This is a genomic window from Ignavibacteriales bacterium (assembly GCA_026390815.1).
GTDB lineage: Bacteria > Bacteroidota > Ignavibacteria > Ignavibacteriales > SURF-24 > JAPLFH01.
Genome location: JAPLFH010000057.1, coordinates 15,443 through 34,303 on the forward strand (window position 1 = coordinate 15,443; position 18,861 = coordinate 34,303).

The following is an 18,861-nucleotide window of genomic DNA, read 5'->3' on the forward strand; positions in this document are numbered from 1 at the left end:
ACATTTTTTCTTTTTATTCCATTCTTGTTTTTATATGACAACATTTAATTGGGGCATTATTTTGCCAATATTAAAGTAGAAGATTCAGGTTTAGCCCCGATATAAAGTTGGATTTAGCAAGATAAAAATTGTCAAATTCTTTTAAAAATAAATGTGGTAGTACATGAAAATATTAATGAGCATTTTATGTTTTTTCTTTTCTGTTGCTAATATCTTCCTGGCTGAAGATTTAAATATCATTCCTAAACCTGTTAGTGAAATAACAACAAATGAAAAATTTCTACTTAAAAATAATTGTGGAATATATCTAACTTCTGATAACAAGGAATTAAGAAGACTTGCTGAATCATTAAAAAATACTTTGCATAAAAGAACCGGATTAAATATTAACATCAAAAAGGGTAATACAAATAATGGTTTCCTTTTAGATTTAAATCCTAACAGCAAGTTAAAAACTGATGGATATGAATTAACAATAGATGCCAAAGTGATCAAACTAAGCGGGGTAAACAGCAAAGGAATATTTTATGGAATTCAAACATTGGGTATGCTATTAAATAAAGATGAAAATATATTTTTCCCAGGATGTAAGATTGTTGATTATCCGCAGTACCCTCACCGGGGTTTTATGTTGGATGCCAGTAGACATTTTCAATCAATTGAATTTGTTAAAAAAGTTTTAGATGTAATGGCACTTCTAAAACTCAACGTATTTCACTGGCATTTGGTTGATGATGAAGGGTGGCGGATTGAGAGCAAAATATATCCTGAGTTAAATGAAATTGGGTCTTACCGCGATTCCTTAAATTCCAGGGAAAGAAATGGATACTATACAGTTGAAGAAATAAAAGAAGTTTTGCAATATGCGAAAAAGCTCTACATAAAAGTTATTCCGGAAATCGAAATGCCAGGGCATTCAAGTGCCGTTATGGAAAGTTATCCGGAATTATTATGTCCAACCGGTAAAAATGGAAAAACATACTGTGCTGGTAATGCAAAGACTTATGAGTTTATTAGGAATGTAATTGAAGAAATAATAAATATTTTTCATCCTGAAATTATACATGTTGGTGGAGATGAACGCCCAAAAGGTGTTTGGGAAAAATGTCCGAAGTGTAAAGCAATGATTTCATTGAAAGGATTGGCGGATGAAAACATGCTCCAAAATTATTTTATGAAAGACATCTGCAATTTTATTTCGGGTAAAGGAATTAAAACCTTAGCCTGGGCTGAAAATATAAAAGATGGAGTTCCTGAAAATCAAATAGTGCAAGGTTGGCACCCAGGAGAATCCTGGGAAGCCGCAAGAAAAGGATATTATACTGTTAATGCTGATAACATTTATACATATTTCGATTATCCAAGCTATCCTAGAAATGATAAACCTGATTGGATGCCAGTGCTTAACTTGAAAAAAGTTTATTCGTTTAATCCAACTCCCGATAGCCTTAGTGAAAGCGAAAAGAAATTTGTAATTGGAAGTGAATGCGCTCTTTGGACAGAATTGGTTTTTGAGAATGATGTTCAGTATCAGATTTTCCCGAGGATTCTTGCTTTTGCAGAAGTTGTTTGGAGCCAGACCGCTGACAAAAACTATGATAACTTTTTAATCCGTGTAAAAAATGTCCAATCGCTTTTAAAGAATAAAGGATTTGAATACGAAAAAGGTGAATCTCTAAATCCATGGTAAAACTAATACAATTACTTTCAAACGATTAAAAATTATTTTAGATTAATTGTACCTGGAAAATCCTTGGTATTCCATTTTTTTCTGAAACGAGGTCTTTGCTTTTTCGTTTGGTGCTACTGCTTTTGAAGCGATTTTCTTAGTAGTTTATGAAAAGTTAAAAATAACTCAGGAGTTCAGACATTTGACTTTAACAATTTCAACAATTTCTGATTTGTAAAATCTTTGGTACCCCCGAGAGGATTCGAACCTCCGACCTGCGGTTTAGGAAACCGACGCTCTATCCTGCTGAGCTACGGGGGCAGGTAAATTTAATTTAACTGTTGTAAATGTAACTAACTTTCAACTCATTTTCATTATTACTCAAAAATCTAATCCAGGCAGTTTATTAAAATTGATTTTCCTGTCCCTTATACCTAATTTTGACACTACAATTTAAATAAAAGGAGAAATAAAATGACGACTATTGTTGATATAATCGCAAGAGAAATACTAGATTCGAGAGGAAATCCAACAGTTGAAGTTGAAGTTGAATTGGAAAGTGGATTTGTGGGAAGAGCCTCTGTTCCCAGTGGTGCTTCAACTGGTGAACACGAAGCAGTTGAATTAAGAGACGGTGATAAATCCAGATACATGGGTAAAGGTGTATTGAAGGCAGTTGAAAATGTAAATGAAAAAATTGCTGACGAACTGATTGACTGGGACGCTTTGGATCAGGTAAGAATTGATAATTTTCTTTGCGAATTAGATGGTACTCCAAACAAATCAGTGTTTGGTGCTAACGCAATTCTTGGTGTGTCTATGGCAGTTGCTAAAGCTGCTGCGGCATGCCTTGGATTACCTTTATACCGTTATTTAGGTGGAACAAATGCAAGAACTTTACCAGTACCAATGATGAACATTCTTAATGGTGGAAGTCATGCCGATAATAATGTTGATGTTCAGGAATTTATGATTATGCCTGTTGGCGCACCAAATTTTGCCGAAGCTTTAAGAATGGGAACAGAAACATTCCATGCTCTTAAATCAGTTTTAGCAAAGAAAGGTTATAATACTTCTGTGGGTGATGAAGGCGGTTTTGCACCAAATCTAAAATCAAATGAAGAAGCTATAGAAGTAATACTTCAGGCAATTGAAAAAGCTGGTTACAAAGCTGGAACGGATATTTGTCTTGCTCTTGATCCTGCTGCAAGTGAAATGTACAACGCTGATAAAAAATTATATCAATTTTTCAAATCAGATAAATCAGAAAAAACCGCGGCAGAGATGGTTGAATTTTGGGCAAAATGGGTTAAGCAATATCCAATAATTTCTATAGAAGATGGTTTAGCAGAAGATGATTGGGATGGATGGCAACTACTTACTGATACGCTGGGAGGTAAAATCCAAATTATGGGTGATGATTTATTTGTTACCAATACAGAACGCCTGGCAATGGGAATTGAAAAAGGAATAGCTAATTCAATTCTTATTAAAGTTAATCAGATTGGAACATTGACTGAAACCTTCAATGCAATTGAAATGGCAAAGACAAATGGATATACTTCTGTTATAAGCCATCGTTCTGGTGAAACTGAAGATTCTACAATTGCAGATATTGCTGTTGCAACAAATGCCGGACAAATAAAGACTGGTTCTGCAAGCCGAACAGATCGTATTGCAAAATACAATCAACTACTCAGGATTGAAGAAGAGCTTGATGATTCAGCCTTATTCCTTGGCATTGATGCGGTAAATTGTGTAATTGAATAATTAAGAAGATATATTATAATTTAAGCGCCTTAACCACAGGCGCTTTTTTGTCTCTAAAATATGAATTTTGAAAAATCATTAAAATACCCACCTAATAATTAGGAGATCTGTTATGCTGCAGAATTCAATTCAACGTTGTAATGAAATAATTAAAAAGAAAAAGATTGAGATGATTGATTTGAAATGCATCGATCTATCCGGACGCCTGCATCACATTTCTTTACCGGTATTCCCAAATATTTTAACAAAACTTTTAAATGAAGGTGTTGGTTTTGATGGTTCAAGTTATGGATTTAGAAAAGTTGAAAACAGCGATATGATTCTTGTACCCGATTTGGAAACCGCCGTTCTTGATCCTTTTAGAGATGCCCCTACTTTAAGTTTTTATTCTCACATTTTACTTACGGATGAAAAGCGAACTCCTTTTTCCCAGGATGGAAGGTATTTAGCAAAGCGTGCAGAAATTCTTTTAAAAGAAATTACGGGTGTGGATAAATCCTGGTGGGGACCTGAATTTGAATTTTATATCTTTTCGAAAGTTGAGTATGATACACGAACAGCAGCCTCTTACTACCGCGTTGAACATGCTGAAGAGTTTTATAAAAAAGCTTACCACGCTGCAAATCCTTTTGATGTTTATGACGACTTTAGAGATGAAGCATGCAAGTATTTTCAGAAGTACGGAATTAAAGTAAAATACCATCACCACGAAACCGGTGAAAGAGGACAGCAGGAAATTGAAACTTACTTTCATAATTTGCTTGCTACAGGAGACAATATTGTTACGGGAAAGTATATTCTTTTTAATCTTGCCCGACTTAAAAATTTATTTGTAACCTTTATGCCCAAACCGATGTATCAACAAGCTGGTAATGGAATGCATCTTCATTTGTTTTTAACAAAGAATGGCAAAAATGCTTTTTACAAAAAAGGGGAATACGGTAATGTTAATGAACTTGGCAGATTCTTTATCGGTGGAATGTTGAAACACGGACCTGCACTCTCTGCATTTACTAATCCAAGTACTAACTCCTTTAAAAGATTAGTTCCAGGTTATGAAGCACCGGTTGCTTTAACTTATGGAACAGGGAACAGAGCTTCGGCAATTCGTATTCCGGGCTATGTTACCAATCCGCAGGAAACACGATTTGAATATCGTCCTTCAGATGCAACCGCTAATCCATATTTATGTTTGGTTGCAATGCTTCTTGCTGGAATTGATGGAGTTGTAAATAAAATTGATCCGGTTAAAGAAGGCTATGGTCCATTTGATAAAAATATTGTTGATGAAAATATAAAAGAGCACATTCATTTTTTACCAAGGAATTTGAATGAAGCCTTAGATGCTCTTGCAGTAGATAATGACTTTTTACGCAGAGGGAATTTATTTAATGATGAGCTCCTGGATCAATGGGTTAAGTTGAAGGAAGAAGAAATTAAATCTATTGGAACCATGCCTCATCCATTTGAATATAAAATGTATTTCAATCTGTAAGTTAACTTATTGGCTCTAAATCCTAAATTGATAATTATATTGAAGGTAATATGCGAAAGATTTTTTTCCTGATAATAGTTGCTTTATTTTTTATTAGCTGTAGTAAAGAAGAAACTACACCACCAACACAAAATACAACCAATCCATTTGCCGGAACCTGGCAGTTTACTTTTTCAGGTGATTATACTGGCTCTAATGAAGCGACTATACGACAAGGATATACATTTAGGCTTCCAATAATATTTACTAAAAGTGACAGTACTACTTTGGATTCATATATTAATTGCACAGTATCCCCAGATGGTATTTTAACCGGACAAACTTTTTTTGCCGGTGCACAAATTGGGACCATTGAAGGTAAGCTAAGCGGTTCTTCCGGGAATGGAACGTGGGAGACGTATGTTCCAACACATGGTACTTGGAAAGCCACAAAAAAATAAATTCAAATTTTGAATTCTACAATTTTATCTTTGGTTGTTTAATCATATTTCTCAAGGTAATTCAAATCCTTGTGATAAGATTCTTCCATATAGTAAAGCGAGACGAAGGCGATAAGCATAACTACTGCACCAACAATCATTGCGCTGTGTATAATATCTAAATTGGTACGAAGTGCATTAAAGGAAAGAGTGATTGGAACAGTAGCACCTCTTACAAAATTTGGGACTGTTGTTGCAACAGTTGCTCGTAGATTAGTCCCAAATTGTTCTGAGCCTATTGTAACAAACACCGCCCAATACCCAATTGAAAAACCAATCACTGTACATAAAGCATAAAAATATGTAACCGAAGCACCGTATGAAAAAAGGTAGACAATTACAAAAATTGTTGTAAGAGATAAAAAAGTAAAAACGATTTTCTTTCTGCTTTTAATTAATTGGCTGCCAAAACCGCTTACAATATCACCAAAAACTAAACCGATGTACGTAAACATTATTGATTTGCCGGCAGATATTACTCCTGTAATATTAAGATGTTTTGCAAATTCTGGTGAAAAAGTAATCAGTACTCCAACAACATACCAGGTTGGTAAACCGATCAAAATACATTTAACATATTTTACTAATCTTTCTTTTGAAGTAAAGAGACTAAGAAAATCACCTTTTCTTACATCGGTACTTTTAAGTTTTGCATACATACCCGATTCAAACATTTTTACACGGAGCAGAAGAAGACCCAAACCAAGAACACCGCCAACAATGTAGGCAGTATTCCAGGGTAGGAAATCGCCAACCAACGCAGCCGTAACAGATCCCATAATTCCAACTGACGCCACAATTGCAGTCCCATAGCCTCTTGTTTTTTGTGGAAGAGATTCACCAACAAGTGTTATTGCAGCACCAAGTTCTCCGGCAAGCCCAACACCTGAAAGAAATCTCATAACTGCATAAGCTGAAGGAGTAGTAACAAATGCATTAGCAATATTTGCAACTGAGTATAAAGCTATAGATCCAAACAGAACAGAAACTCTTCCTTTTTTGTCACCTAAAATTCCCCACAATATTCCACCTATCAGCATTCCAATCATTTGCATATTGAGGAGATATACGCCAACATTAACCAGGTTATCGCCAGTTACACCAAGGGCTTTTAAGCTTGAAACACGGACAATGCCGAATAGTACAAGATCATACATATCAACAAAGTATCCAAGGGAAGCTACTATGACTGTAAAGTTAAGAATGGATTTTAATTCAATTTTTTCTTGTTGGATCATAATTACATCTCATTATGTTTGGGTTAATATATTTGGTAACAAAATTATTAGAAGGAAGGTTTTGAAATTTAATATTTAGTGTCCTGGTACATAAGCAACAAAATATTTAAAGGTAAATAGCTTTCTGTGCATTATAAAAAAAACTTTCTTGATACCAGCAAATAGTAATTGGTGAAATTAATATGTGAACAACCAGTTTTTAATTTTCCATTAGTAGAATCAATTATGTATTTTTGATTATACCTAATACATTTTAAGAAAGAAATCGCATTGCATTACATCGGTGAAATAAGTGCACTTTTAACCGCAATACTTTGGTCGGCAACCTCAATATTTTTTTCCGAAGCATCTTTACGTGCTGGCTCCTTGCAGGTAAATATTACGCGGTTAATTCTTGCTACAATTTATTTGGCAATAACAATCCCGATAATGAACCTGTCATTAAGTTTATCTTCTTCTCAAATCATAAATCTGGTGTTGAGTGGAATAATTGGATTAATATTCGGAGATACTTATTTATTCAAAGCATTCCAACATATTGGTCCCAGACTAAGTATGCTTGTTATGTCACTTGCTCCAGCGGTTGCCGCCATCCTTGCTTACTTTTTTTTAGGTGAAGACATATCATTGCTGGGAATTTTTGGAATTATTATAACGATAGCTGGAATTGCGATTGTTGTCTTGCAAAGAGAAGAACATCCAACTTCAAAATATAAAATAAGCAAAATAGGAATTCTTTATGCGTTCTTTGGAGCAGTTGGGCAGGGAGTAGGATTAATTTTTGCAAAACTTGCATTTAATGAAGGAGAAATAAATAGTTTTGTTGCTGCATTTTTCAGGATATTTTCATCGGTAATTATTATGCTGCCGATAGCTTTATTGACAAAAAAATATGATAATCCGTTTAAAGTATTTTCTAAAGATAAAATAGCTTTAGCGTTTACAACAGCTGGATCCATATGCGGTCCGTACTTAGGAATTACCTTAAGTCTTGTTGCAATCTCAAATACAAGTGTTGGAATTGCAGCAACAATTATGTCTATTGTCCCGATTCTTCTTCTTCCAATTGTAAGGATTTATTACAAAGAAAAATTAACCTGGATTTCAATTGTAGGTGCATTTATAACAGTCGGGGGGATTGCTATTCTATTCCTAAGGTGATTTTTGAATTTCATTAATCAACCTAATGTAGCATTCATAATCTGTTTTATTAAAACAAACGAAGATTACTTTTTTAATTGCAATAACATTCTGAAGAAATTTTATTGTTTCTCTTATTGCAATTCTTGCAGCTCTTTCAAATGGAAATCCGTATGCTCCTGTACTTATAGATGGAAAAGCGATTGATTCAACTTTATTTTTCACTGCAAGCTCTAAAGATTTTGTATAGCAACTTGCTAAAAGTTTATCCTCATCATAATTTCCACCATTCCACACTGGTCCAACAGTATGAATAACAAACTTAGCTGGAAGATCATATCCTTTAGTAATTTTTGCATCACCGGTATCACATCCACCAAGAGTTTTACATTCATCCAATAAATGTTTACCAGCTGCTCTGTGAATTGCACCATCAACTCCACCACCTCCAAGCAATGTTCTGTTTGCAGCATTTACAATTGCACCAACTTTTAAAGTAGTAATATCTCCCTGATCAATAATGATTCTATCTTGCATATTATTTCCTAAAAAGTTATCAGTTATTGGATTTAACTGATAGATGAAAACTAAAAACTTTTTGATTTAACACTAAGTTAACTTTTCAATTAATGATTTGTACTTTGGGAATTGTATTAATAAATCGTCTTTTCTCCCCAACTCAAAATCATCAAAATCAAATCCTGGAGATACCGTACAACCGATTAAGGCAAAAGAATCCTTTTCATTAAGCTCTGCACTAAACCAAACTCCGGAAGGAATAACAACTTGGGGAAAATCCCCATCCTCCAATGAACTGCTTATCCTTACTTTTTTATAATTTCCATTTTGATCTATTGAATGAATAGTTAAAGAACTGCCACTGTAAAAATGCCATATCTCATCACTCTTAAGCCGATGAAATTTTGAGTATTGTTCTCCTTCAAGTAAAAAATAGATTGATGTACTAAGATTGCGGTTTCCTTTATATCTCTTTGGTAGAGAGTCTTCTAAAACTAATTCGCTTGAGCGATAAGTTTCCCTGTAATATCCACCTTCCGGATGTGGAAGCAAGTTCAGCTTTCCAATTTTTTCTATTGCTTTAGAATTCATAAAAATATTCCTTCATCTTATGTTCGTAAAATAAATAATTAAAAAGTAACATTGAACTAATAAATTAATTTATCTGTTGAATTAAATAAGAACTTAGTTCTATTGAAAAGAATTCAAGCATTAACAAGAATTCAAAAACAATTAATAGAAAAACACCACATATTTATATCGAGAGGAAATAAATTGAAAACTCAAATAAATTTTGCCAAAGAATCTTTTTTAGTAATGTTACTTTTTTTTGTAATTGGAATAGTTGGTTGCAGTAAAAACGATTCTGTAACTAATCCCTATGGTAATGGTGGTAATACTACTCCCGGTGCTGATGAAGTCTGGATGCAGGGATCCGCATTCAATCCCCGCACAAAAACTGTAGCTGTAGGAACAACTGTAACCTGGACTAATAAGGATGGTGTGATTCATACTGTAACAAGTGGTATCCCGGGGACTCCGGATGGATTATTTAATTCTGGTAATCTTAGTCAAGGTGGAGTTTTTTCCCATAAATTTGATAGCAAAGGAACCTTTAAATATTATTGCATTCCACACCAGAGTTTTATGACCGCAACAATAATTGTTCAATAGGTTAGCTTTATTTAGAAAAAAAAATAACCTCCTCCTAATAATTTATTTGTCGGTTACTTTATTTGTGTCTAAAAAATGATAAAACTAATTTGAGATACGGAATATTTCAAAAAATTTTGTATACGATTTCTACTGGAATCTTTTGTTTGATGAAATCATCAAACAGAAAGAACTAATTTATAAATTCTATTTTAATTTGGAGAAAATATGAAAAAGAACGTTGGTGGATTAGATAAAAATATTAGGATTGGTCTTGCAATAATTATATTTGCCGCAGGTTTATACTTCCAAAGCTGGTGGGGATTGATTGGATTTGGTCCACTGCTAACTGGCTTATTTAGCTTCTGTCCACTTTATGCTATCCTTGGTATAAACTCTTGTAAAGTGAAATCAACAAAATCTTAATAAGGTTCCATTTCTTTTATGCACAAATAATGCAATACGCTCGGAAGGAATAAGAAATTTGTTGTTATAGGAATAATAATATTTTAGTGATAGAATAGTCATTACTCTTTAGTTGATAAAAATAAATTCCACTATGAAGATTATTGGTATCTACATTTATCGTATAAGTCATAGCGGAGTGAACCGCAATGGATGATGGTTGATGTAAAAATTATTTAAAATATCTTGACTTGCCCGAAGCAAGCAGGCACAAAAAACAAATACTTACATGCCAATACCATAGTTTCAAATAGTCAATTTATACCTTTCTTATTGAAGATGAATATGAATGTACAAAATTGGTTTTGATTTTAGTACAATCAAAATGAACCATTATTTTTATTTAATGATGTTTTTAAAAGGGAATGCTAAGAGGGGATTCCCTTAATTCTGATTGTATGATTTTTCTTAGATAAAGAATTGCAACTAACCTTTATCTTCAAAGACAACTATTAATTTATTTGGATGTAATTAGCAAATATCTAATAACTGCGTTCAAGTAAGTGTATATTTTTAATTGGAAAACTTTTCTCGATATTTGAACTAAAGATATTGAGGAATAATGAAAGGGATTTATTTTTCATTATTCCTTTTTTTATATTCAGGTACCTTTTAATTAAAAATATAATTGAATTAATGAAATGTTTTACGGATTGGTTGTTTAACCATACAGGATGGTTGTATAAATCCATACTTCAAAATTCTATATTTTATTTAGATTATTGGTCAATCGTTCACTTTTCATCCGGGGCATTCCTTTTACTTTTATTCTTAGTGATAAGGCTTAAATATAGTTGGCTATATTTATCTCTCATCCTATTCACCTATGAAATAATAGAAGTGTTATTCAAATATTATAACCTGCATATCTTTGCTCCGGAAACTTTTAAAGATCAGTTCACAGATATTATTGTTGGTTACCTTGGTGCTTTGTTTTTAATGTTTGTAGTACGGAATGGGATATTAAATAAAAATCGTACTCGCAAATTACACGAGGATCACATTTTAACATCGCTTGTTAGTTCAGGTACCATAGTTTTTATCTGGATCGGTTTTTTCAATACTCAGTATAATAAATTTTATGCACCTGATGCGGAAGCTTTCAATTGGTTGGTGTTTATAATCTGGGTGATTGTTTTAATAATTATTGTTCAATTATTTGTTAGTTTAACTAAAATATTAAAAAACAAATTCCACTCGTTTTTATTAACGTGGTGTTTATACTTGCTCATCTTCCTTTTTATTTTTGAATTGCCGATTCTCTTTTTTAACTACAATCCTGTTAATGTTATCAGCCAAAAGTTGGGGATATTTTTATTCTTTAATCCCAGCACTGTAAATAATATTTTTTATTTAATATTACCAGCGGTAGCAATCGTAACTTATGAATTGTTGCTAAAAATCCGCAACACAGCAATTAAAAATGAAATTGAGAAAAGGAATATTTATCAGTAATGGAAAAACCTAAATTAAATTATAAAAAAATCTTGCTGATATGTGCAATATTTATAGCTGCAGTAATAACAACTGTTGTGATCTATTATTATTTATATCTGAATTATGGTGAGCGTGTGTCCGAAAGAATTTCTGATAATATAATTGTTATTAATGATCTGTTCACAAGTATGTATCTTGTTAAAACTAATGATGGTTATTTTGCTATAGACACTGGTTATTATGAAAGTACTTTGGAAAAAGGACTGAAGTATAATTTTATACTTCCTGGTGATGTTAAAGCCGTGCTTTTAACCCATTCCGATTTTGATCACCAGGGCGGGATTGAATTATTAAAACATGCAAAATATTATTTATCCAAAGAAGAAAACAACATGATCTTGAATAAAACAAGGCGCTTAAAATTTATTCCCTTCATTTCAAATTCACTCAAAATTGATAAATATTCTTTATTAAATGATAATGAAGAATTTTATATCGGCAATAGAAAGATTAAATGCATTTCTTTACCGGGGCATACATATGGCTCGATGGGTTACCTGGTTGATGATAAATATTTGTTTACAGGGGATGCCTTCCGAATTAAGAATGGTAAGCTTTCATTACCGTATATTAAAATACTTGCTATGAACATTGATTCAATGAAATATAGTTTAAGAAAAGTTGCTCAACTCAACGGCATCAAATTTATATTTTCATCTCATTCAGGTTTTACAAACGATTTTGATTTTGCAGTATCTGATTGGAAAAAATAATTTGCCGGTATTTTTTATCCGACTTATTCTAAATGTTACCGTTGTTTTTGCCTGCAAATTCTTCAACTTTTCTAAAAACTCTCATAAAATTTTCGCCCCATATTTTTCTAATATCATTTTTGGAATATCCTCGCTTTAATAATTCAATTGTAATGTTCTTCATTTCACTAACATCAAAGCATCCGGTTACTTCACCTCCACCATCAAAGTCAGTTCCAATACCTACATGATCAATCCCGGCAACATTTACTATGTGATCAATATGATCTACTACATCAGAAACTGTGGCAAGAATGCGTGGATATAACTTTTCTAATTCAGCTTTTTCTTTAGCAATTAATAATTGAATCTCCGATGTAAGTGTATCAGACTTTGGGTATTTAGCACGGAAAACTGCAAATGCAGAATCTCTTTTAAGATTGCCTGAAAAAGTTTTTACATAATCGCTTAAAATGCATATTTGTATTACCCCGCCATTATCAGCTAGCTTTTTAAGGAGCGAGTCTGAAAGATTTCGGGGACTATTACAGATTGAACGCGCGCACGAATGTGAAGCAATTACAGGTACCTTTGATAATTTAATTACATCAAGAAATGTTTTATCGGATACATGCGAAATATCTATTATCATTCCGGTTTTATTCATCTCATCAACTACTCTTTTGCCGAAATCACTTAAACCATTATGCTTAACTGAATCAGGATCGGTAGATGAATCACAAATGTCATTATTTTTTGTGTGGCAAAGAGTTATGTATCTTACACCAAGATCATAATATTTTTTTATCAGTGATGGATCATTGCCAATTGCATATCCATTCTCTATCCCAATGTAAATAGCTGCTTTATTATCTGATTTTATTCTGTACGCATCTGCTGAACTAAGCGCTAAAGATGAAAGCGTGGAATTTTTTTGAATCACGGTTTTAATTGTATCAATTAATCTCATTATCCTTTCTTTTGCTTTTTCATTTCCCTCAGAAGTTCTGGGACCTTGTGCAATATAAGCGGCAAAAAATGCGGCATCTAATCCACCAGATTTCATTCTCGGAAAATCTAACTTACTGTCATCTGTTATGGAATCATGTTTTTTACTTATATCGAAATTATCATACAAAAGCCTTAGTGGGGTATCTGTGTGAGTATCTATTGTTAACATTTCCTTATGCAATTCCGAAGCTTCATCGCTAAGCTCCGTTAAACTTTTAGCAGCACCGCAGCCAATAATAATTAAACAAGCAGCAAATAGCGGGATATAAAGAAAGTACTTTTTCATTTATCCACCATGATTTTTAATGGCGAAAGATATGAAAAAATTTACAAAGTCGTAATTAATATGCCAGAGTGAAGAATTTTAAAAAGAATGTATCAATTTTAAAAAGTAAATGGATTCCCGAGTAGGTAACCAAAAGTCCGCACAGTAAAGACAACCAAAAATTTCCAAAAGAATCTCTTTGATAATTTGTATTTTATATTGGTCATTCAGGAAATATTGGAACTATGAAAATACTTGTTGTTGAAGATGAACTTGATCTTAAGAACTCCATCCTTACTTTTATAAAACAAGACGGTTTTTTATGTGAAGGAGTTTCAAAGTATGAACACGCTTTGGAAAAGGTTAATCTTTATGAGTTCGATTGCTTTATAATTGATATAACTTTGCCGGATGGCAATGGTTTGGATTTAATAAACAAAATAAAGCAAATTCAACCTCAGGCTGGGATAATTATTATCTCTGCAAAGAACAGTTTAGAGGATAAAATAACCGGACTGGATCTTGGTGCTGACGATTACTTAACGAAACCATTTCATCTTGCAGAATTAAACTCCAGAATTAATTCAGTTTTACGGCGTAGATTTTACCAGGGAAAAGATGAAATAAAGCTGAACGAAATGATGATTTTACCGGATAGGCACGAATTACTTATTAAAGAAAATAAAATTGATTTAACTAAAAGGGAATTTGATCTCCTAATGTATCTGGTTACAAATAAAGAAAAAGTTATTACAAAGGAAGCAATTGCGGAGCACATCTGGGGTGATGATTCCAATTCATTTGACAATTTTGATTTTATTTACACGCATATTAAAAATCTTCGCAAAAAAATTTCTGATTATGGTGGTGGTGATTATATAAAATCTATTTATGGATTAGGATACAAATTTACATTAGAATGAAACTGATTAATAAAATAAGTTACCGGCTGCTTATAAATTCGTTTATTATGTTAGTTATACTTGCTTTCTTTTCTTTCTTTTTAATCGATTATATTCTTGAATCAGAAATTAATGACCAGCTGATAACAACCCGAAACATTCTTGTTAAAAACCAACTAATACAGAAACAATTAGTACTTTCCCCAATTATTTCTATTGAAAAGGTTAATGAAGGAATTAATAATGATGTTTATAAGGATACACTTATTTACGATTCCAACGAACATGAAAATGAAGAGTTCAGAGAATTGATTTCCTATGTGAAATCAAGCGATGGAATTTTTAAGATAATTGTCCGTTCTTCTTTAATCGAAAAGGAAGATTTATTATTAACCATACTGATAATATTTCTTTCTGTTTATCTTTTGTTTGTTGTGTCTTTGTTCGTTATTAATAAACGTAGCGCTAATAAAACATTAAAACCATTTTACAATGCCCTTGAACGCATCCGTTCTTTCAGTCTTTCAGAAAAGAAATTATTTACAAGTGAAAAGAGCAAAATTGATGAATTTAATTTCTTGAATGAGATATTACAGAACCTGACCGAAAAGATTATTAAAGAATATCTTCAGGTAAAAGAATTTACTGATAATGCTTCCCACGAAATTCAAACCCCGCTTGCAGTAATTAAATCAAAGCTGGATTTGTTTATTCAAAAAGAAAACCTGAATGAAGAACAGATAGAACTTTTTCGATCTATTTATAACAATGTGAACAAGTTAATTAGATTGAATAAATCGCTTCTTCTATTAACTAAGATAGAAGGAAATCAGTTTTCTGAATCAACTGAAATTGATTTGCGGAAAATATTGGAAAAAGAGGTTGAAGAAATAGTGGAGCTTGCCCAATTAAACTCTATTACGATTGAAAAAGAAATAATTTCTTCTCCTGTTATTTCAGCCAACGAACCTCTGATTGTAATCCTGATCAAAAACATTCTTACTAATTCTATTAAGCACAATGTTAAACCCGGTAGAATAAAACTTTGTCTTAAAGAAAATATTTTATTTTTAGAAAATACAGGTGCGGAATTAAAAGAGAATCCTGAAAGGCTATTTGAACGATTTTACAAAAGGGTGGATTCAACAGAATCGGTTGGGCTTGGGCTGGCAATAGTAAAACAGATTTGCTTATTGTACAATTTTGATATTAGTTACAAATATAGAAATGGATGGCACTCGATTTCGATTCAATTTATAAAGTAAAATTAAATTGTAACAATTTATTTAAAGGAGGATTTATGAAACCATATATAAACATATTGAGAATTGTTTTTTGTTTCATTGTAGTGTTTATTTCAGAAAACTTATTTGCACAAACTTCAGGTTATAAAATCGTAAATAAAATTTTAATTGAAGGAGAAAACCGTTGGGACTATTTATCGATAGATAAAACTCATAACCGCTTGTTCGTTTCTAACAGCTCTAAAGTTCACGTGATCGATTTGCAATCAGATTCCAAAATTGGTGAACTAATTGGACTAAATGGAGTGCACGGAATTGAATTTGCTCCGGAGTTTAATAAGGGATTTATTACAAGTGGAAGAGATAGCTCAGTAATAATATTTAATCTTGATGATCTAAAACAAAAATCTAGAATAAAAATTGATGGGAAAAATCCTGATGCAATAATTTATGATTCGTTTACCAAAAGAATATTTGTATTCAACCACAGCAGTAACAGTGCGTCTGCAATTGATGCTGAATCTGGAAAGCTATTAAAAACTTTTCCTTTAGAAGGTATGCCCGAGTTTGCAGCCTCCGATTTAAAAGGTAAAATGTTTGTTAATCTTGAAGATAAAAATGCAGTAGATGTAATTGACACAAGAAATTTAAAGGTTATTGCCAAATGGAATATTGCGCCTTGCGAATCTCCAACCGGAATGTCGATAGACAGAAAGAACAAAAGATTATTTATAACAGGAGATAATCAAAAACTGGCAATAGTTGATTATTCATCCGGACAGGTGGTAACTACAATGCCGATCGGCAGCAAAGTAGATGGCTGTGCTTTCGATCCTGGTACTAATTTAATTTTCACCTCAAATGGAGAAGGAACAATAACAATTATTAAAGAAAAAACTCCTGACGATTATACTGTAATTGATAATATTCAAACAGTTAAAGGAGCCCGTACAATTACGTTGGATGAAAAGACTCACAAAGTTTATACTTTATCTATGATTGAAAAACCTGATAGCAAAGAAAAAAGTTTTGGAGTTCTAATACTGGATAATAATAAATAATCAGATGCTTATAATAATCTGAATATTTCAACTGATGTTTCTAAAAAAATAATATTAACTTTTATCTTATGAAAAAATCAGTAGTTTTATTTTTTTTATTGTTACTTAAAACAATATTTGCGCAGCATAATCTGGAATTCTTTCTACAGGAGGCTTACAAAAATAATCCACAATTAAAAGAATTTTCACAATCGTTCATAAATACCAGGTTAGAACGTGAATTAATAAACGCAGAAAATGTACTGCCTAAAATAAGTTTAACCGCTAATTATTTGTTTGCTCCCTTTTTTAACAATAATGGTAAAATAATTTCTACAAATCCAGGTGCGAATGCCATTGGTTATGATGTTGGTATAACCAACGGCGGTTTATATTCTGCACAAATTAATCTTGAGAAAAATTTATTCAACGGTTACCTTACAGATGCCCTTGAGCAGCAAATTTTAATAAAGGATGGCGCAGTAAAAAACAATATAATCTTACTAAAGCACGAACTTGAAAAACAGGTTACAGATATTTATTTGCAAACGTACCTTTCCTTTAAGCTGCTTAATCTTGAGAATGAAATCCTTTCTTCCATTAAAAAAGAAGAATCGATTGCTGCTATTTTATTAACGAGCGGATTGTTAAAGGAATCCGAAATATTATTATTGAAAATTGAAGTTGACAATCAAACTAATGCAATCAACAATTCCACGGTGCAGTTCAGAACAAATCTTAACCAGCTTTTAATTTTGTGTGATATAAAAGATACTTCGATTACTCAAATCGATTCGGTTGAACTTAAACTGGTTAATGCTTCTAAAGAATCATTTTTTAATAAGAAATTTGAAAATGACAGCCTAGCATTATTAAATCAGCAAACTATATTCGAATCAAAGTACCAGCCTCAGGTTTCTCTTTTCTTTAATACCGGATTGAATGCCATAGAGATTGAAGGTATTCAGCGTAAGTTTGGATTGAGTGCCGGAATAAATTTTTCAATGCCTATCTTCGATGGTAACCAGAAATCTATTACGCGTCAACAGAATGATCTCTCACTCAAATCCATTTCATTCTATAAAGAATATTTTTCTAATCAGCTAAACAACCAACGGAAAAATTCGCTGGATAAAATCCAATCACAGAAAAACAATCTTAATAATCTTCAGAACCAAATTAAAAATTATGAAAAAGTTATTTTAATATCGGAATCTGAATTGAAGCAAGGAAATATTTCGATGGTGGATTATCTGACCATCCTTAAAAACTTTATTGAGCTAAAGAAAAATTTTATTACCGTGCAATTCGAGTATCAGTCAGAAATAAACAGCTATAATTATTGGAACTGGTAAAATGAAAAATGAACGACTTAAAACCGGCGCAGTTTCTCTATTACTATTTTTCCTGGCAATTATATATTACAGTTGCAATTCTAAAAAAGATGAACAGATAGAAGCTGCATCCGGAGCACCAGTTAAGTTTGTAAATCCTTTAACAACAAAAATGATTGACTATCTTCAGCTTAACGCTAATACTGTTTATCTAAAAAAGGAAATTGTACGCGCGGGATTTCAAGGATATATACAAAAAATATTCAAAAACATTGGCGATGAAGTAAAGCAAGGCGAAGTTCTGCTTTTACTTCAGACAAAAGAATCATTTGCAATGGATAATATTACAGATAAAACTGTTGAAGGAACTAAATCATCTGTTCAAATAAAAGCAAAGTCGAACGGAATTCTTACTCAGCTAAATTATCATTCGGGTGATTATATTTCCGAAGGAGAACAGATTGCTGTAATGGCGAATCCCAATTCCTTAAAAGTAACTTTAAACGTTCCCTACCAAAATTCGTCTGAAATAAAAATTGGTCAAACATGCAATCTTATACTTCCAGGTGGAAGAAGCCTGGTTGGTAAAATTACTAGTTCAATTCCAAGTATGGACGCAGAATCGCAAACCCAAACTTATTTAATTACTTGTAATGAATTAGTTGTACTTCCGGAAAATTTAAATCTTACCGTAAAAATTCCAATACACACAATAAACAGCGCAACAGTATTAAACAAAACTTGTGTATTAAGCAATGAAAACCTTGATCAGTTTTGGATTATGAAATTGATTAATGATAGTACCGCTGTAAGGATGAATGTAATGAAGGGAATTGAGAATGATTCGCTTATACAAATTTTATCTCCTAAACTTAACATCAAAGATGAAATAATTTCTGAAGGAGGTTATGGTCTTACTGATACAGCTAAGATAATTATCGTGCGATAA

18 protein-coding genes and 1 tRNA gene are annotated in these 18,861 nt (G+C 32.4%); 14 read left to right on the forward strand and 5 right to left on the reverse strand.

The genetic code is table 11. The annotated features are described in order from the left end of the window. Window positions 1-163: 163 nt before the first annotated feature. On the forward strand, window positions 164-1,690 hold the full coding sequence (locus tag NTX22_17745) for a beta-N-acetylhexosaminidase (protein ID MCX6152374.1): 1,527 nt from the start codon (window positions 164-166) through the stop codon (window positions 1,688-1,690). Between the two features lie 223 nt (window positions 1,691-1,913). Here NTX22_17745 and NTX22_17750 read toward each other — a convergent pair. Beyond that, window positions 1,914-1,990: transfer RNA gene (locus tag NTX22_17750), tRNA-Arg, on the reverse strand. A gap of 153 nt (window positions 1,991-2,143) precedes the next feature. Between NTX22_17750 and eno the strand changes: the two genes are divergently transcribed. From eno to NTX22_17765, 3 genes are all read left to right on the forward strand, one after another. Further along, window positions 2,144-3,439, forward strand: coding sequence for a phosphopyruvate hydratase (eno, locus tag NTX22_17755; protein ID MCX6152375.1), 1,296 nt, complete (start codon window positions 2,144-2,146; stop codon window positions 3,437-3,439). Window positions 3,440-3,551: 112 nt separating this feature from the next. After that, the gene (gene glnA, locus NTX22_17760) at window positions 3,552-4,934 is read left to right on the forward strand and encodes a type I glutamate--ammonia ligase (GenBank protein MCX6152376.1); all 1,383 of its coding nucleotides are present in this window, start codon (window positions 3,552-3,554) and stop codon (window positions 4,932-4,934) included. Between the two features lie 50 nt (window positions 4,935-4,984). Then, entirely contained in the window at window positions 4,985-5,374 is a 390-nt protein-coding gene (locus NTX22_17765; protein ID MCX6152377.1) for a hypothetical protein, read from the forward strand. 38 nt (window positions 5,375-5,412) lie between these two features. On the opposite strand, the gene NTX22_17770 is transcribed toward NTX22_17765, so the two are convergent. Beyond that, entirely contained in the window at window positions 5,413-6,651 is a 1,239-nt protein-coding gene (locus NTX22_17770) for an MFS transporter (protein MCX6152378.1), read from the reverse strand. A 270-nt stretch (window positions 6,652-6,921) separates the two neighbouring features. Between NTX22_17770 and NTX22_17775 the strand changes: the two genes are divergently transcribed. Next, on the forward strand, window positions 6,922-7,812 hold the full coding sequence (locus tag NTX22_17775; protein ID MCX6152379.1) for a DMT family transporter: 891 nt from the start codon (window positions 6,922-6,924) through the stop codon (window positions 7,810-7,812). Here NTX22_17775 and NTX22_17780 read toward each other — a convergent pair. After that, window positions 7,804-8,328 carry an O-acetyl-ADP-ribose deacetylase gene (locus tag NTX22_17780; protein ID MCX6152380.1) on the reverse strand — a complete coding sequence of 175 codons (525 nt, stop codon included), beginning with the start codon at window positions 8,326-8,328 and terminating at the stop codon, window positions 7,804-7,806. The two genes, NTX22_17775 and NTX22_17780, sit on opposite strands and share 9 nt — an antisense overlap. A gap of 72 nt (window positions 8,329-8,400) precedes the next feature. Continuing rightward, window positions 8,401-8,901: a cupin domain-containing protein gene (locus NTX22_17785; GenBank protein MCX6152381.1), complete on the reverse strand. Its 501-nt coding sequence runs from the start codon at window positions 8,899-8,901 to the stop codon at window positions 8,401-8,403. A 183-nt stretch (window positions 8,902-9,084) separates the two neighbouring features. Between NTX22_17785 and NTX22_17790 the strand changes: the two genes are divergently transcribed. From NTX22_17790 to NTX22_17805, 4 genes are all read left to right on the forward strand, one after another. Next, window positions 9,085-9,483 (forward strand): plastocyanin/azurin family copper-binding protein, encoded by a 399-nt coding sequence (locus NTX22_17790; GenBank protein ID MCX6152382.1) that lies wholly within the window; start codon window positions 9,085-9,087, stop codon window positions 9,481-9,483. Window positions 9,484-9,690: 207 nt separating this feature from the next. After that, window positions 9,691-9,888, forward strand: a complete 198-nt coding sequence (locus tag NTX22_17795) for a DUF2892 domain-containing protein (protein ID MCX6152383.1) — start codon at window positions 9,691-9,693, stop codon at window positions 9,886-9,888. 717 nt (window positions 9,889-10,605) lie between these two features. Next, window positions 10,606-11,382: a hypothetical protein gene (locus NTX22_17800; GenBank protein ID MCX6152384.1), complete on the forward strand. Its 777-nt coding sequence runs from the start codon at window positions 10,606-10,608 to the stop codon at window positions 11,380-11,382. Further along, a complete protein-coding gene (locus NTX22_17805) occupies window positions 11,382-12,137 on the forward strand; it encodes an MBL fold metallo-hydrolase (GenBank protein ID MCX6152385.1) in 756 nt (251 codons plus the stop codon). Before NTX22_17800 ends, NTX22_17805 begins: the two co-directional genes overlap by 1 nt. Window positions 12,138-12,165: 28 nt before the next feature. Here the strand turns inward: NTX22_17805 and NTX22_17810 are convergent, their stop codons facing one another. Then, the gene (locus NTX22_17810; GenBank protein ID MCX6152386.1) at window positions 12,166-13,413 is read right to left on the reverse strand and encodes a dipeptidase; all 1,248 of its coding nucleotides are present in this window, start codon (window positions 13,411-13,413) and stop codon (window positions 12,166-12,168) included. Between the two features lie 224 nt (window positions 13,414-13,637). Between NTX22_17810 and NTX22_17815 the strand changes: the two genes are divergently transcribed. The 5 genes from NTX22_17815 to NTX22_17835 all read left to right on the forward strand — a co-directional run bounded on the left by NTX22_17815 (window position 13,638) and on the right by NTX22_17835 (window position 18,861). Then, window positions 13,638-14,315 carry a response regulator transcription factor gene (locus NTX22_17815; protein MCX6152387.1) on the forward strand — a complete coding sequence of 226 codons (678 nt, stop codon included), beginning with the start codon at window positions 13,638-13,640 and terminating at the stop codon, window positions 14,313-14,315. Then, entirely contained in the window at window positions 14,312-15,559 is a 1,248-nt protein-coding gene (locus tag NTX22_17820; protein ID MCX6152388.1) for a HAMP domain-containing sensor histidine kinase, read from the forward strand. The genes NTX22_17815 and NTX22_17820 overlap by 4 nt, the downstream gene beginning before the upstream one ends. A gap of 35 nt (window positions 15,560-15,594) precedes the next feature. Then, window positions 15,595-16,599: a hypothetical protein gene (locus NTX22_17825; protein ID MCX6152389.1), complete on the forward strand. Its 1,005-nt coding sequence runs from the start codon at window positions 15,595-15,597 to the stop codon at window positions 16,597-16,599. A 68-nt stretch (window positions 16,600-16,667) separates the two neighbouring features. Then, on the forward strand, window positions 16,668-17,933 hold the full coding sequence (locus NTX22_17830; protein ID MCX6152390.1) for a TolC family protein: 1,266 nt from the start codon (window positions 16,668-16,670) through the stop codon (window positions 17,931-17,933). A gap of 1 nt (window position 17,934) precedes the next feature. Next, complete coding sequence (locus NTX22_17835) at window positions 17,935-18,861, forward strand: efflux RND transporter periplasmic adaptor subunit (protein MCX6152391.1); 927 nt, start codon at window positions 17,935-17,937, stop codon at window positions 18,859-18,861.